The sequence below is a fragment of the Paenarthrobacter sp. RAF54_2 genome (assembly GCF_052113945.1).
Classification (GTDB): Bacteria; Actinomycetota; Actinomycetes; order Actinomycetales; family Micrococcaceae; genus Arthrobacter.
Window position 1 is genome coordinate 79,076 of record NZ_JBFRDV010000014.1, and the last position, 15,206, is coordinate 94,281.

The window sequence follows — 15,206 nt, forward strand, 5'->3', positions numbered from 1 at the left end:
GACGCCATGACTCCCGAGCAACTCATGTCACTGCGGGTGACTTTCCGCTCGCCCCGCCGCCTGCTGACGGAATCCCTGGCTGGACTGGTAGTTGCACTGGCGCTCATTCCGGAGGCCATTGCTTTTTCGGTGATTGCGGGGGTGGATCCCCGGATTGGGCTGTTCGCTTCCTTCACCATGGGCGTGGTGACTGCTCTCGTGGGTGGTCGTCCAGCCATGATCTCTGCAGCGACAGGAGCCGTGGCATTGGTCATCGCTCCCGTGATGAAGGAGCACGGACTCGACTACCTGATCGCCACGATCATCCTGGCAGGTGTCTTCCAGATCATCCTGGCTGTCCTCGGTGTCACGCGACTCATGCGCTTCATTCCGCGGTCGGTGATGATTGGCTTCGTGAACGCACTGGCAATTTTGGTGTTCATCTCGCAGATGCCCGAGCTCTTCAACGTCCCCTGGATGGTCTATCCAATTGTTGCTGTGGGACTCGCCATGGTCTTTGGGCTACCCCGCCTGACCACGGCCATTCCTGCGCCGCTCGTGGCGATCGTGGTCATTACTCTGGTTACCGTTCTGGGGCATATCGATGTTCCCACGGTCAGTGACAAAGGCGAGCTCCCCCACAGCCTGCCGGGGTTCTTCCTGCCGAATGTCCCGCTGAACCTGGAGACGTTCCAGATCATTGCGCCCTTCGCATTGTCCATGGCCCTCGTTGGCCTGCTGGAATCACTCCTGACAGCCAAGCTCGTGGACGACATCACGGACACGCGGTCCAACAAGACACGGGTTTCCTGGGGTCAGGGGGTGGCCAACATTGTCACAGGATTCCTCGGGGGCTTGGGTGGCTGTGCCGTGATCGGACAGACCATGATCAACGTCAAGGGATCGGGCGCACGGAGCCGGCTCTCAACGTTCTTGGCGGGCGTGTTCCTGCTGATCCTGGTGGTAGTCCTTGGGGACGTTGTGGGCATGATTCCCATGGCGGCGCTTGTTGCCGTGATGATCTTCGTTTCCCTGATCACCTTCAACTGGCACTCTGTTCGGCCGTCCACCTTGAAGCGGCTACCCAAGTCAGAGACCGCCGTCATGCTGATCACTGTGGCCGCTGTTGTGGCAACACACAACCTGGCGGTGGGTGTCGGCGTCGGCGTTTTGACCGCCATGGTGCTGTTTGCGCGGCGTGTAGCCCACTTCGCCACCGTAGAGCGGACCGAACTGGAGCTCAACGGTGAGACCGTGGCAACGTACACGGTGGATGGCGAGCTCTTCTTCGCGTCGTCAAATGATCTGTACACACAGTTCGACTACGCAAAGGATTCCTCGGAAGGAATAGATCGTGTGGTCATCGATCTCCATAACTCGCACCTTTGGGATGCATCCACTATTGCTGTACTTGATTCCGTCACTGAGAAGTACCGCAACCACGGGCGTGAGGTGGAGTTCATCGGGCTCAACGAAGCCAGTATCCACATGCGTGAGCGCCTCGCGGGGAAGCTGAACGGCTAACCCAATCGGTTTTTGAAACAGCGGTCATCTGACACATACGCCGTACTCGAAGTAACGAACTCGGTTACGTCCCGGGACCAATGTGAGCATGGATAAATGCTTGAGGCAACGAATTCCCAGACCGAAACTTCGTCCCCGGCGCCCGTCAATGCGGCCCTCGCCGCAGAGGCCAAGATTGCGCGAATAGCCGTGACGGTTTTCCCGCTACTGGTTGTGGTGGCTGGCGTCCTCGGGTTCCTGCTTCCGGAAGTGTTCAAGCCGATGGGCGTCGCCGTCCCCTATCTGCTCGGCGTGATCATGTTCTGCATGGGCCTCACGCTGACGCCGCCCGACTTCGCTTCTGTGGCGCGACGACCGTGGGCCGTGGCACTGGGTATCGTTGCGCACTACGTGATCATGCCTGGGGCGGGCTGGTTGATCGCTGTCTTGCTTCAACTACCGCCCGAGCTCGCTGTCGGCCTGATTCTTGTGGGCTGCGCACCGTCCGGTACGGCGTCCAACGTGATGGCCTTCCTGGCCAAGGGTGACGTGGCCTTGTCGGTCGCTGTTGCCTCGGTCTCCACGTTGATCGCCCCCATCGTCACGCCGGCACTAACTCTCCTGTTGGCCGGTTCGTTCCTGCACATTGATGCTGGCGCCATGGTGCTGGACATCGTGAAGACCGTGTTGCTTCCGGTCATCGCCGGCCTGCTCGCTCGACTCTTCCTGTCCAAGCTCGTCGCAAAGGTGCTTCCGGCACTTCCGTGGGCGTCCGCCGTCGTGATTTCACTGATCGTGGCGATCGTCGTGGCCGGCAGCGCCAGCAAGATCGTCGCAGCCGGCGCCATCGTGTTCCTGGCAGTCGTCCTCCACAATGGCTTTGGGCTGGGCTTGGGCTATCTGGCTGGGAAGCTCGGCCGTCTGGATGACAAGGCCCGCCGCGCCCTGGCCTTCGAAGTGGGCATGCAGAACTCCGGTCTGGCCGCGACCCTTGCCACGGCGCACTTCAGTCCGCTGGCTGCGCTGCCCTCTGCCGTCTTCTCCCTGTGGCACAACATCTCCGGCGCGATTGTCGCGGCCTGGCTGGCTCGCCGACCACTGAAGGACTAGCGTCCCAAGGCTCCAGCTAAGACTGCTTCAACCAGTTGGACGCCTCTTGACGCAATTAGTTGTGAACGTTAACAATTGCGGGAGCCGATAAGTCACCAAGTGGGAAGATCATGCAATGAAGAACTGGGCAGGAAACCTCGAGTACTCGTCCGCCGAAGTCCAGAGGCCCACGTCCGTGGACCAGCTGCGGGAGCTTGTTGCCAACGCGTCGCGGATCAAGGCCCTCGGTTCCCGCCACTCGTTCAACAACGTCGCAGACACCGATGGCATCCACATTCTCTTGGATGCCTTGCCCCAGGAAATCTCACTTGATCCCTCAAAGGGCACCGTCAAGGTCAGCGGCGGCATCAGCTATGGCGCACTATGCCGGGCAGTTGAGGAACAGGGTTATGCCATCCACAACCTCGCCTCGCTCCCCCACATCTCGGTAGCGGGAGCCATCCAAACGGGGACGCACGGCAGTGGTGTCGGCAATCCCTCCCTGGCTGGCGCCGTCGAAAGCATTGATCTGGTGCGTGCAAACGGCGAGCTAGTGACGCTTACGCCGGACGACGACGAGTTCCTCGCCAGCGTTGTGGGACTCGGCGCCCTTGGGATCGTCACAGGACTGGAATTGGCCGTCCGGCCGAGCTATCAGATGCGGCAGCGTGTGCTCACGGGACTTCCATGGGAGCGGGCCCTGTCTGACTTCGCAAACATCGCATCTGCCGCGTACAGCGTCAGCTTCTTCACCAATTACACCGGCGAGTCCATCCCGCAGATCTGGCTCAAGGCACTGGACACCGAAGCTCCGTTGCCGGACCTGTTCGGAGCAACCGCAGCCACGGCGGCGATGCATCCCTTGCCGGACATGTCCGCGGAGAACTGCACGGGTCAGCTGGACGAGCCCGGCAAATGGCTGGACCGCCTGCCGCACTTCCGCCACGAATTCACACCAAGCAACGGTGAGGAGCTGCAGAGCGAATTCCTGCTGCCCTTGGAGCACGCACCCGCCGCGCTTGAAGCTGTCCGAGAGCTGGCGGACAAGCTGGCACCGCTGTTGTTCATCTCCGAAATCCGCACAGTAGCCGCTGATGAGTTCTGGCTCAGCCCCTTCTACCGGCAGCAAAGCGTCGCCCTTCACTTCACGTGGAAGCCACTGCAAGCCCAGGTGGAAGCGGTACTGCCGGAACTGGAGGAAGCACTGCGCCCCTTCGGCGCGAGGCCGCACTGGGGCAAGCTCTTCACGCCAAGCCTGTACGACTTCGCCGCGCTCTATCCGCGCTTCGAGGACTTCTGCAGCCTCGCCGTCACCAACGATCCTTCTGGCAAGTTCCGGAATGACCTGCTGGACAGCGTGCTGGGCATCTCTGCGGCAACGCAGGCCTAGGACCATTCGCGCCCATCAAGTTGCCAAGCCGCTATTCCGTTGCTGTCCCCCTGTGTGTCAGGGGGCCCAGCGAGGGAATAGCGGGTTGGCTACGGACTAGTAGCTACTACTGGATGTGCGCCAGCACAGCACCCGCGGTCACCACACCGCCAGGTGCCGAGAGCACCTCAGAGAGCGTACCCGCACGGTGTGCTGCCACCTGCGTTTCCATCTTCATGGCCTCCACCACCAGCAAGGGGTCACCTGCCGAGACTTCGGTCCCGGGTTCAACGAGCCACTTCACAACTGTGCCGGCCATGCTGGAAACCAGGGCTGATTCGGCTGGCGATTCTCCCCCTGAATCAGGTCCTTCCAGGTAATCACTCGGTAGCCCAGTGACAACCGAACCTGAGGGGAGCCCCTGCCCTGACCGCGCCCAACCATCCAGAAGATCAGCCGGAAGGCCCACGGCCAGCCGCTTGCCGTCGACATCCACAGTGATGGTGCGCCGCACCCCACTCGGGGCAACCACGTTGTATTCGGAATCAACGGGGATCTGGTCTGCGAAGTCTGTCTCGATCCATCGGGTGTGAACGCGCAGCCCGGCTACGGATGTAAAGTCATCGGACTCCACTACAGCGCGGTGGAACGGCAACACGGTGGGCACTCCGGTGATCTCCATTTCGGCAAGTGCACGGCGTGCACGCCGCAGCGCTTGCTGGCGGTCGGCACCAGTAACAATCAATTTGGCCAAGAGCGAATCAAACTGCGGTGCAATAAACGAGCCCGCGCGCACGCCGGTGTCCAGTCGAATGCCGGGACCCGTGGGCACTTGGAACGATGCCACTGTGCCCGGGGAGGGCAGGAATCCGCGGCCAACGTCCTCAGCGTTGATGCGGAACTCAAACGAATGGCCGCGGGCTATGGGATCCTCGGTAATGCTCAAGGGCAGGCCGGCTGCAATACGGAACTGTTCCTGAACGAGGTCAATCCCAGCCGTTTCCTCGGTTATCGGGTGCTCCACCTGCAGGCGCGTGTTTACCTCGAGGAAGGCCACGGCCCCATCTGCGGAGACCAGGAATTCAACAGTCCCGGCGCCGAAGTAGCCGGCCTCGCGGACGATTGCTTTGGCGGCGCCATAGATCTGTTGCTGTTGGGACTCGGTGAGGAAAGGCGCAGGTGCCTCTTCCACGAGCTTCTGGTGACGGCGTTGGAGGGAGCAGTCGCGCGTACCCACCACAACGACGTTGCCATGGGTATCGGCGATGACCTGCGCCTCCACGTGCCGCGGCCTGTCCAGGTACTGTTCCACGAAGCATTCACCGCGCCCGAATGCTGTGATGGCTTCACGCACTGCGGAATCGAATGCCTCCTCCACTTCCGCGAGTTCGCGGACTACCTTGAGCCCCCGACCACCCCCGCCGAAGGCAGCCTTGATAGCGACCGGAAGTCCGTGTTCCTCGGCAAAGGCCCGGGCTTCGGCAGAAGTGGCAACCGGCCCATCACTGCCGGCCACAAGAGGCGCACCAGCACGGATGGCGATCTCGCGGGCAGTGATCTTGTTGCCCAACTGTCGGATCGACTCAGGCGAGGGACCGATCCACTCGAGTCCGGCGTCGAGGACTGCTTGCGCAAAGTCAGCGTTTTCTGAGAGGAAGCCATAGCCGGGATGGACGGCGTCAGCCCCCGACTGTTCCGCAACGGCGAGCAGCTTCCCAACGTTCAGGTAGGTCTCAGCAGGGCTGTTTCCGCCCAGGCTATAGGCTTCATCCGCGGCACCTACGTGCATGGCGTCGGCGTCGATGTCCGCATAAACGGCTACGGACGAAATGCCGGCGTCATCGCAGGCTCGGGCGACGCGAACGGCGATCTCTCCGCGGTTCGCAATCAGGACCTTTCGCATCAAATACTCACTTCTCTGGGCTCTTGGTGAAGTCGGGGGAATCGGGGACCATCCGGAACCGGATCCGTCCGCCTATGGGGACCTGCCCGGCAAGGTCAAGGTGTTCGTCGCGAACCACGCCGATCACGGGGTAACCGCCGGTGATGGGATGGTCGGCCAGGAAGAGCACGGGGAGGCCGGCGGGCGGGATCTGGAGGGCGCCTGCCATGGTTCCCTCGCTGGGAAGTTCGCCCTCGCGGCTGCGCTTGAGCGGAGTGCCATCCAGTCGCATGCCCACACGGTTGGACTGGGGTGTGACCAGCCATTCCTGGCTTGTTAGGGACTCGATTGCGGACTGGTCGAACCAATCGGCGCGCGGTCCGGGAACCACATCGAGCACTGTTACACCGAGGCCCGGAAAATTCGGCTGCAGCTCCGGGCTTCCAACGGCCGTAGAGGCCGTGGCGTCGCCCACCGGGAGCTCCTGCCCAACCACCAATGGGGCAGGTCCGATCCCGGACATCGTATCGGCTGAACGACTCCCCAGGACTCCGGGAACCGCGATGCCACCGCGGATTGCGACGTAGTTCCGGAACCCTGCCTCGGGCGGTCCGAGGGTCAGTACTTCGCCGTCGAGCAACGCGAAGGGAGCAGCCATCGGAACGGTTCGCACCATCTCCTGGGCGTCGCCGTCGGACTCCTCAAATTCAGCTGACGACGGCGACTGGACGGTCAGGGTGGTAGGCGCACCTGTCACAGCAATCACCTGATCACCGACCGCTTCCACGGTCAGCCCGCCATTGACGGTTTCGATGGCTGCGGCCGAGGAAGTGTTGCCGACAAGACGGTTGGCCCGGCGGAGCGATGCTCGGTCCAACGCACCAGCCGCCGAGACCCCCAAGGCCCCGTAGCCTCTGCGGCCCAGGTCCTCGATAAGGCTTTGAGCGCCGGGGTTGAGTATCCGTAGGCCGGAGTCCGTGTGGTTGTCAGCGTCGGGTTCCGATTGGTGCTCGGCACCGGCTGTGACAACCTCCCGAACAGCGCGGTACTGCACTCTGTCACCGGGCCGAACCAGGGCCGGTTGGGGACGGTCAAGGTCCCACATTCGGGCTCCCGTTCGGCCAATCAGCTGCCAACCGCCGGGAGAACGCCGGGGATAGACAGCCGAGTACTGACCGCCGAGGGCCACGGATCCAGCGGGAACTGCGGTGCGCGGCGAGGAGCGGCGGGGAACCGTGAGGACTTCATTCTCGCCCACCATGTAGCCGAATCCGGGAGCGAAGCCCGCGAATGCAACAGTCCAGATCTGGCATGTGTGGGCTGCAATGACGCCCTCCACGCTCAGCCCGGTGAGTTCCGCCACGTCGGCGAGGTCATCGCCGTCGTACACGGTATCGATCACCACCAGCCCGGAGTCAGTAACCTCGGTCGCGGTGAGTTCCAGTTCGAGCAAACGGGCGCCGATGGCGCGCGTTGCCGCAGCGGATTCGCCAACGACCATCACTGTTTCGGCAGCTGCCAGGACGTCTACCTGGCCCGGGAGCGGAGACTTGTAGAGCATGTCCTGCAGGGCCAGTACGTCCTGCAGCCCATCCAGCTCCGCAAGGACGGCACGGGTGCCGACGGGTCGCACGGAGCGGACCCTTTTCGCTGTAGCCGATTGCTTCGCTGTGCTGGATTGCTTCGCGGTGGTCGTTTGCATCACGGTCTCCATCATCCGCTTCGCCGCCAATTAGGCGGCCGACCCCTGAAGCAGGCGAACGTCTTCTTCAGGCTTCGGATCCCGGCCCAGGACCATGCCCACGATCGTGACAACTGCTGTCAGGACGAGGTACCCCGCGATCAAATACCAGCCGCCGGACGCCGCGCCGTAGAGAGCCGTGAAGATGATGGGCGCAACGGCTCCACCAATTACGCCGGCAAGGGTGTAAGCCAAGGAGCTGCCGGCGTAGCGTAGGCGGGCGGGGAACTGCTCAGTGATGAAAGCGGCCTGCGGGCCATACATGAAGGCGTGGAGTGCCAGACCGATCACTGTGCCGATGGTCAACATAACCACTGACTTGCCCTGGATCATGAGGAAGAACAGGGGAACATAGACGGCCGTAGCGGCGGCCGTGACGCCGTAGACAAGGCGGCGGTTGAAGCGGTCGGTGAGGGCGCCGGCCAACGGAATGAGAAACAGCTGGAATGCGGATCCGATGAGAATGGCAGCCAGGACATTGCCCGTGGTCATGCCAAGTTGCTTGGTGGCGTACACCGCAACAAACACCGTGAACAGCGCGTAGAGAACGTCAGGGCAGACCCGGGACAGCGCTGCCGAAACCAAGGCCTTGGGTTCGGTGGTGAAGACCTCCTTGATGGGTGCTTTGGGTCGTTCGCCGTGGGCCTGAATTGCCTTGAAGACGGGGGTTTCTTCGAGCTTGAGGCGGATGATCAGACCAAAGCCCACCAGGAGTGCGGAGGCGAGAAAGGCGACGCGCCAGCCCCAGGAGAGGAAGGCCTCGTTACTCAACGAAGCAGCAAGGATGGCGAGCACGCCGTTGGCCATCAGGTTGCCTGCGGGCGGGCCGATCTGTGCAGCGGAGGACCAGAAGCCACGCTTGTTGGGGTCGCCGAATTCGCTGGACAGCAGAACCGCTCCTCCCCATTCGCCGCCGACGCCGATGCCCTGGGCGAGGCGAAGAAGAACCAGGATGGTGGGTGCGGCCACGCCGATCACTGAGTAATCGGGTAGCGCACCGATGAGGACCGTCGCGAGTCCGATAAGTACGAGCGTGAATACCAGGACGTACTTGCGGCCAATCTTGTCGCCCAAGCGGCCAAAGATGACGCCACCGATTGGACGGGCCAAGTAGCCCACGGCAAAGGCTGAGAAGGAGAGCAGTAGTGCAACGAACTCATCGTTGCCGGGGAAGAAGATCTTCGGGAACACCAGGGCCGAAGCCACGGAGTAGATAGCGAAGTCGTAATACTCAAGCGATGTGCCGGTGAGGCTGGCTACGTAAGCCTTGAGGGCGCCGGCCGGTGGCTTCCTTGTCACGGCCTTGGCTGCGTTGGTGCTGGTCATGGTTTCCTCCGGGGGGATGAGGGGGTTGTGCTCAAGCTTGGGGATTTAGAGGAACGAGCCGATGCTGACGGCGGCGTCGTCGAGAGCGGACTTCACCGCGGTAGCCATCGCGACGGCTCCTGGTGAGTCACCATGCACGCAGATGCTCTCTGCGCGGATCTTCAGGATGGAACCATCGATGGTCCTGACGGACTGTTCGGTGGCCATCCGCACAACGTGCTCCGCCACTTCGGCGGGATTGTGAAGGACGGCGCCTGCTTGGGTTCGTGGGACGAGGGTTCCGTCCGGGTTGTAGGCGCGGTCCGCGAAAGCTTCGGAAACTCCACGAAGTCCAGCTGCATCTGCAAGACGGAGGACTTCGGAACCGGGGAGACCGAGGATCGGAAGGTTGGGATCGACTGATTTCACAGCCTCAACCACGGCCTTTGCCTGAGCGGTGTGCGTGACGATCGCGTTGTAGAGACCGCCGTGGGGCTTCACGTATTGGACGCTCGCACCCGTCGTGGCCGCCAGTGCTTGCAGGGCGCCGATCTGGTAAACCACATCGTCTGCCAGTTCCCTGGGGTCAATGTCCAGGAAGCGGCGGCCGAATCCTGCAAGGTCCCGGTACCCGACATGGGCGCCGATCACGACGCCGGCCGCAGCCGCCTTCTTGCAGGTGCTGCGGATAACGCTGGGGTCGCCAGCGTGGAACCCGCACGCAACGTTGGCACTGGAAACGGATTCGAACATGGCTGCGTCGTCGCCAAGCGTCCAACGTCCGAATGACTCTCCGACGTCGCTGTTCAGGTCGATGACTGCCATGGTGTGATTCCTGCCTCGTGATGTGCGTTACATCAAGGATGCACCAGATTACCGGATTGTTCAACAATCCAGCGATCCTAATTTTTGGCAATCGTGTAATTTTGGTGTCATGGCCAGTGCAGATCAGGAATCCAGCGAAAGAACTGGCATCGACGGCGCCGGCGCCCGTATGCGCCTTCGGGTGCCTTCGGTTGCGGAGAGGGTTGCCGAGGAACTGCGCTACCAGCTGGCCGAAGGCTTCCTCGTGCCAGGTGCCAAGCTCACGGAAGCCACCATCGCCGAGGACTTGGGCGTTTCCCGCAACACCGTCCGTGAAGCCTTCGCGGAACTAGCCAGCGAACGGCTCCTGGTCCGTCACCCCAACCGCGGAGTGTACGTCGCCACCTTGGAAGCAGGGGACATTCACGATGTCTATACAGTCCGCCGCGCCATTGAGGTCAGTTCCATCCGTGCCGGCGGTTCCCCCGAGCGCATTGCCGCCATCAGGGCCGCCGTCGAGGAGGGAAAGCGCGCAGCAGCCGCCAATGACAACGAGGGCCTGGGGAGTGCCAACCAGCATTTCCATGGGGCGATCGTTGCCCTGGCCGAAAGCGGGAGGCTGAACACGATCATGGCCCAAGTACTCGCCGAGATGCGCCTGTACTTCCACAAGGCCACCATGAACGCGCACTTCTACAGCGACTGGCTCAAGGAAAACGAGCAGATTTGCTCGGCACTCGAATCCGGCGACCTGGAGCGCGCCGGGGACCTTCTGCTCGCCTACCTCAACCGGTCAGAGCAGCAGCAGGCCACCATCCACGATGAATAATTAGCGCTTGCCCTTCTTGCGCGAACCCTTGCCGCGGCCTTTATCAGGATTCGGCGCATATCGCTGCGCGACGGCAGGCTTCTTGGCCCCGCCCCCGCGACGATCCGGCTTGGGCGCCTTCTTCGGCTTCTCCTGCTGGGCGGACGGCTGGCGTGAACTCTGCGCAGTCCGGCCGCGCACAATACCGATGAACTCCTCGATCACCGGGCTATCTGTTCCAGCAAGCCAAGCGAGTCCAATCTGCGTTCCGGGAGCGCCTGTTAAAAGACGCATCACGGTCTGTTTGTTATTCAGGTGCCGGGCGACTGACATCGGCAGGATTGCCAATCCCGCTCCCGAAGCCACCACCTGCAAGGCCATATCGGGCCCGCCCATTTCTTCCACATCCAGGAAGTTCTCCTCGGACAGGTCCTCCAGCGCTACTTCTTCGAACACTGAGATCTCGTGCCCCTTTGGAGCGACCACCACTGGCTGCTCTTCATAGAGGGGAATGACGTTCAGGCCTTCCTTGTCCACGGGCAACCGAACAAAGCTAAGGTCAGCGGAACCGTCGCGCAAAACCGAAAGCTGCTCGCCGTCGTCGGACATGAACGCGTGCAACGGGACGTCCGGCATCCGCTCTTCCCATCGCCGGATCCATTTCCCAGGGGTCACACCCGCAACATAAGCGAAGCGAAGCTCGGTGGGGGGCTCGGTTGTTTGGGTGGATTCTTCAGCGGCTGGCACACACTCACAGTACCGGCCAGATACCCTTGAAGCATGACGTCCTCGAACTCCCAGTCCATGAAACCGGCAACCGTTGCCAAGAAACTCGGCATCTACCTGCCAGCGACACCCCAGGAGTTCCAGGATTCGTCCATCTCCCGCGAAGAATTCGCCGAACTCCAGGCCAACCCGCCGGAGTGGCTCGCCGAGCTCCGCCGCAACGGCCCGCACCCGCGCCCTGTGGTGGCGCAGAAGCTGAACGTCTCCATCAGCGGCCTCGCCCGCGGCGGCGTCGAAGAAGCACTCACGACGGCGGAAATCACCGAGCTGCTGCAAGCTCCGCCCCAGTGGTTGGTTGTGGAGCGCGCCACCCACGCTGCAGTCCGCGCCGAGGCCCAGCGGGTCAAGGACGAAGCTGCGAAGAAGGCAGCCACCAAGGAAGCCAAGGACAACGCAGCGGCCAAGCGCGATGCCCCGAAGACGTCAAAGCGTGATCACGCGTAGTTTTGAGCTTGACTGTGGCCGGGACCCTTTGGTCCCGGCCACAGGTGTTAAGGGCCACCGCTGTTTAACTAGTCCTGGTGGAGTTGGACGAAGTTCCCGCACCCGTCGTCGAAGACCGCGCTGATCCCGGAGAAATCCTCACTGGGTTCGCCCTGGAACGTCACACCGGCGGCCAGCAGACGCTCATATTCAGCCTGGACGTCGGGCACACCAAAGGTGATCGTCGCCAGCCCAGCCTCATGCAACGCATTCATGTAGTCGGCGCCGATCGGATTATCGCTGGGCTCCAGCAGGAGCCCCACGGAAGTGTTATCTGCGCCGGGATCCTTGATGATGAAGAGGTTGTACTCGGGCATGGCCATCAAGGTTTCGAAGCCAAGCGTTTCCGTATAGAAAGCATGGGCCGTAGCGGGGTCCTTGACGTGGATGCTGCACATTTTCAGTCTCATGGTGCCTAGGCTACGCCCGCGGAGCGGTGAATTGTCCGGAGGGAGGTGTCGCCCGGAAACACTCTGGCGCATACTGAAATCACAGCAGCGCGTACTCGCCTGGAGGTGGTCAAATGCCCGCCATGATGCTCCTGTGGGGCGTAGCCTTGGTGCTCGCAACAGCGGCAACCACGTTCGTCCTCCACAGAAAACTCACGCATGGGCGCGGCCCGGAACCGGACACGATCTTCTGGGATCTCTTCGCGGGCCTGGTGGTGATTCTTCCGGCCATCGTGGTTCCCGCAGTGGAATGGGCGCCGGCCGGACTGATCATGGTCTTCGTCGCGATGGCCACTGCAGCAGCAACGCTGGCGACCAGCCGCAGGGTGGAGCGTCTCCACTCAGCTGAGCCCCGGCGTCGGCCTGGTTTTGCGGAAGCTGCCGCCCGCCACGCGAGCGTCCTCCAACAGTGGCAGCGCTACGAACTCGATCCCGGGCAGGCCATAGACTTCCCCGCAATGACGGACGTCAGAACGGCCGAGACAGCTGCCCTTGCCCGCGCCATGCGGGAGGCTGAGCGCTGCCGGGTGACACCCGGGACTGACTACCAAGCCGCCGTAGAGCGTCTGACCCAGGCACTCATCGAGGCGGAGCGAGCGGCAGGCGTGCCGACGCCGGGACAAGCCTTGCCCGGAGCCGGACAACCCGCGCCGAGGTGACACTTAACACCAATCCCACGCGGAAACATGGGTGTTAAGTGCCACCTCGGCGTGGGCACTAGCCGACCGGCAGCGCGCTCAACTTGTTCGCCTCGACGATGCGGGCAGCGGTTGCCTGGCCCATCCGGACCGCGCCGTCCACGTGCTGGTAGCCCTCGGCCGCGAGATCGGACGAGGACCAGTAGATCGGTCCCACGTTCGCGTGCTGGTCCTTGCCGTAGCGGTGCAGGCCGCCCAGATCATAGCTGGATGCGTAGGCGCCTCGGGTCCATTCCTCAGAGCCCCAGTCCGATTCGTAGTAGACCTCAGGGGTCAGGGCCTTGTCGCCGAGGAAGCCGGCAATCGACTCAAGGACGGCCTTCTTGCGGTCTTCGGCGCTGAGCTCGAACACGGCGTCGGCCTTTTCATCGGAAATGAAGCCCACCAAGGTACCGCGGGAATCGCCGTGGTTGGTGTTGTCGTAGACCTCCTGCACCAAGGCGCCGGCGCTGAAACCGGTGCCGGAGAGGCCTGCTTCGCGCCAGAACGGCGTGCTGTACACAGCGTGAACCTTGATGACCAAGCCCAGTGACTGGTGCTGGTGCATCTGGTGCTGGCGGCGCGGCAGGGGCGGGTTGAAGGAAACGCGCGAGTACAGGTTGGGCGGCACGGCCATGATCACATAGCGCGCGTTCACCGTCGCTTGCTCAGACTCGACCGTCACGCGGTCGAGGTCCCAGTTGATGGTGCGAACCGGGCTGTTAAGGACGACGTCGGAACCCAGCTCGGCTGCCTGGAGCAGCGAAACCTGCTGCATGCCACCAATAACGCGCTTGTCCAGGATGAAGTCTTCGTCCGTCAGGTGGGTGAAGGAGCCTGCGGAAGCGGCCATGAGGACGGCCTGCAGCGCAGAGAAGGCGTGGGCGGGCTTGGTGAGCATCCCGCCGGCGATGAAGAGCCCGATGTTATTGCAGGCTTCCTCGTCGTTGGAGTTCTGGCGGAGCCAGTGGTGGAAGGAGATGGTGTCCAGTTCGCGGGCCTTGGGGTGCGCCCAGGGCTCGGTGGGTCCGATCTCCGCGGCGAGCCCGTCCAGGATGGCAACGAGCTTGTCCATTTCGGCCTTGGTGTGCTCATTTACGGGGAAGGTGTCGCCCGTGTACTGGACGCGTTTGCCGTCGGCGCCAATGTAAACGGACTCGCCGTCGCGGTAGCGCGAATACATTTTGAGCCCGAGCTCGTCCAGCAGGTCCATGAGGGCCGTCTGGTCCGGGGAAACCCACTGGCCGCCGATTTCCAGCATGGCGCCGTCGATCGTGTCGGTCCAGGTGCGGCCACCCACGCGGTCGCGTGCTTCAAGCACTGCAACGCTGAGTCCGGCCTTCTTCAATTCACGTGCCGCCGTCAACCCTGACGGTCCGGCACCGACGATCACAACGTCGCGATCAAGATTCTGCATGATGTCCTCTCCGTGGCCGTCCGTGATGGCTGACCAATAAATGAATGGCGTTCATTTACATTTGATAATAGCGGCCAAGTCAGCGACTGGGAAGACCCGATGGAATAATGCTGGAGATACAGGCAGCAGAAAGGCTTCCGATGCCCGCACCCACACCCGCTCCAGAACCCGAGCCGGGCGCTGCCCCAGCTTCCGCCAGCAAGGCACGGCGACGTGCCGGACGGCCCATGGCACGCATCCTGGACCAAAACGGCATCACGACGGCGGCCCTGGAGTTAATCAGCAGCAAGGGTTACGACGGACTCACCATGGCAGCCCTGGCACGCTCACTCGGCGTTGCGCCATCCGCCCTCTACAACCACGTAGCATCCAAGGACGACGTGCTCTTGCTTGTAGAGGACCACTTGGCCGCGATGGTTGACGTGTCCGCTTTTGGTCTGGAACCGTGGGATGTGGCTGTGCGCCGCTGGGCGTGGTCCTACCGGGACGTGTTCTCGGAGCACACTCCGCTGATCCCCGTCATAGCCGTGCTGCCTGTCGCGAATGCCCCGAAGACCCTGGCCATGTACGAGGCCGTGACCGCCGGATTCCGCGACGCCGGCTTCCCGGAAGAGAAAATCATTTCGGCGATTGTTGCCTTGGAGGCCTTCGTCTTTGGGGCCGCTTACGACGTCACTGCGCCGGAAGACATCTTCGACGCCGGCTCGCTCGCCGACCAGGTGCCCAACTTCACCGCGGCCGTCGACAGACTTGCCTTGGAGCAGCATCCGCGGCCAACGGACGTTGCTTTTAACTTGGGGCTCGAGGCTCTGATCAGCGGGTTCGGGGCGCTGCGGCGGTAGTTTCCGACCAGCAGTTCCTTGTAGTACAAGTTAATAACTTGTATCCTAAGTTTCAGGCAAAGATGCCCATCC

At 62.4% G+C, this 15,206-nt stretch carries 14 protein-coding genes; 7 read left to right on the forward strand and 7 right to left on the reverse strand.

Translation table 11 applies throughout. The annotated features are described in order from the left end of the window. Positions 1 to 6 precede the first annotated feature (6 nt). From AB4Y87_RS15480 to AB4Y87_RS15490, 3 genes are all read left to right on the forward strand, one after another. Positions 7 to 1,503 carry a SulP family inorganic anion transporter gene (locus AB4Y87_RS15480; protein ID WP_442005216.1) on the forward strand — a complete coding sequence of 499 codons (1,497 nt, stop codon included), beginning with the start codon at positions 7 to 9 and terminating at the stop codon, positions 1,501 to 1,503. 96 nt (positions 1,504 to 1,599) lie between these two features. Next, positions 1,600 to 2,592: a bile acid:sodium symporter family protein gene (locus tag AB4Y87_RS15485; RefSeq protein ID WP_442005217.1), complete on the forward strand. Its 993-nt coding sequence runs from the start codon at positions 1,600 to 1,602 to the stop codon at positions 2,590 to 2,592. 115 nt (positions 2,593 to 2,707) lie between these two features. Continuing rightward, positions 2,708 to 3,961 carry a D-arabinono-1,4-lactone oxidase gene (locus AB4Y87_RS15490; RefSeq protein ID WP_442005218.1) on the forward strand — a complete coding sequence of 418 codons (1,254 nt, stop codon included), beginning with the start codon at positions 2,708 to 2,710 and terminating at the stop codon, positions 3,959 to 3,961. A gap of 106 nt (positions 3,962 to 4,067) precedes the next feature. Here the strand turns inward: AB4Y87_RS15490 and AB4Y87_RS15495 are convergent, their stop codons facing one another. From AB4Y87_RS15495 to AB4Y87_RS15510, 4 genes are read right to left on the reverse strand one after another with little or no spacing between them, the layout of a single operon-like run. Beyond that, positions 4,068 to 5,843 carry an acetyl/propionyl/methylcrotonyl-CoA carboxylase subunit alpha gene (locus AB4Y87_RS15495; protein ID WP_442005219.1) on the reverse strand — a complete coding sequence of 592 codons (1,776 nt, stop codon included), beginning with the start codon at positions 5,841 to 5,843 and terminating at the stop codon, positions 4,068 to 4,070. Between the two features lie 7 nt (positions 5,844 to 5,850). Continuing rightward, positions 5,851 to 7,536: a 5-oxoprolinase/urea amidolyase family protein gene (locus AB4Y87_RS15500; RefSeq protein WP_442005285.1), complete on the reverse strand. Its 1,686-nt coding sequence runs from the start codon at positions 7,534 to 7,536 to the stop codon at positions 5,851 to 5,853. 18 nt (positions 7,537 to 7,554) lie between these two features. After that, positions 7,555 to 8,889 (reverse strand): MFS transporter, encoded by a 1,335-nt coding sequence (locus AB4Y87_RS15505; RefSeq protein ID WP_442005220.1) that lies wholly within the window; start codon positions 8,887 to 8,889, stop codon positions 7,555 to 7,557. Between the two features lie 45 nt (positions 8,890 to 8,934). Beyond that, positions 8,935 to 9,693 carry a LamB/YcsF family protein gene (locus AB4Y87_RS15510; RefSeq protein ID WP_442005221.1) on the reverse strand — a complete coding sequence of 253 codons (759 nt, stop codon included), beginning with the start codon at positions 9,691 to 9,693 and terminating at the stop codon, positions 8,935 to 8,937. Between the two features lie 109 nt (positions 9,694 to 9,802). On the opposite strand from AB4Y87_RS15510, the gene AB4Y87_RS15515 reads away from it, so the two are divergent. Then, positions 9,803 to 10,501, forward strand: a complete 699-nt coding sequence (locus AB4Y87_RS15515; RefSeq protein ID WP_442005222.1) for a GntR family transcriptional regulator — start codon at positions 9,803 to 9,805, stop codon at positions 10,499 to 10,501. On the opposite strand, the gene AB4Y87_RS15520 is transcribed toward AB4Y87_RS15515, so the two are convergent. Further along, complete coding sequence (locus AB4Y87_RS15520; RefSeq protein ID WP_442005223.1) at positions 10,502 to 11,227, reverse strand: LysR family transcriptional regulator substrate-binding protein; 726 nt, start codon at positions 11,225 to 11,227, stop codon at positions 10,502 to 10,504. It lies immediately after the preceding gene. Between the two features lie 33 nt (positions 11,228 to 11,260). On the opposite strand from AB4Y87_RS15520, the gene AB4Y87_RS15525 reads away from it, so the two are divergent. Continuing rightward, positions 11,261 to 11,710: a DUF5997 family protein gene (locus AB4Y87_RS15525; protein WP_223935217.1), complete on the forward strand. Its 450-nt coding sequence runs from the start codon at positions 11,261 to 11,263 to the stop codon at positions 11,708 to 11,710. 68 nt (positions 11,711 to 11,778) lie between these two features. Here the strand turns inward: AB4Y87_RS15525 and AB4Y87_RS15530 are convergent, their stop codons facing one another. Further along, the gene (locus AB4Y87_RS15530; RefSeq protein ID WP_442005224.1) at positions 11,779 to 12,159 is read right to left on the reverse strand and encodes a VOC family protein; all 381 of its coding nucleotides are present in this window, start codon (positions 12,157 to 12,159) and stop codon (positions 11,779 to 11,781) included. A gap of 113 nt (positions 12,160 to 12,272) precedes the next feature. Here AB4Y87_RS15530 and AB4Y87_RS15535 point away from each other — a divergent pair, with 113 nt between their 5' ends. Further along, a complete protein-coding gene (locus tag AB4Y87_RS15535; RefSeq protein ID WP_442005225.1) occupies positions 12,273 to 12,857 on the forward strand; it encodes a hypothetical protein in 585 nt (194 codons plus the stop codon). Positions 12,858 to 12,915: 58 nt separating this feature from the next. Here AB4Y87_RS15535 and AB4Y87_RS15540 read toward each other — a convergent pair whose 3' ends face one another. Further along, positions 12,916 to 14,319 carry a flavin monoamine oxidase family protein gene (locus AB4Y87_RS15540; RefSeq protein ID WP_442005286.1) on the reverse strand — a complete coding sequence of 468 codons (1,404 nt, stop codon included), beginning with the start codon at positions 14,317 to 14,319 and terminating at the stop codon, positions 12,916 to 12,918. A gap of 80 nt (positions 14,320 to 14,399) precedes the next feature. Here AB4Y87_RS15540 and AB4Y87_RS15545 point away from each other — a divergent pair, with 80 nt between their 5' ends. Further along, entirely contained in the window at positions 14,400 to 15,134 is a 735-nt protein-coding gene (locus AB4Y87_RS15545; RefSeq protein ID WP_442005226.1) for a TetR/AcrR family transcriptional regulator, read from the forward strand. The last annotated feature ends 72 nt before the right edge of the window (positions 15,135 to 15,206 follow it).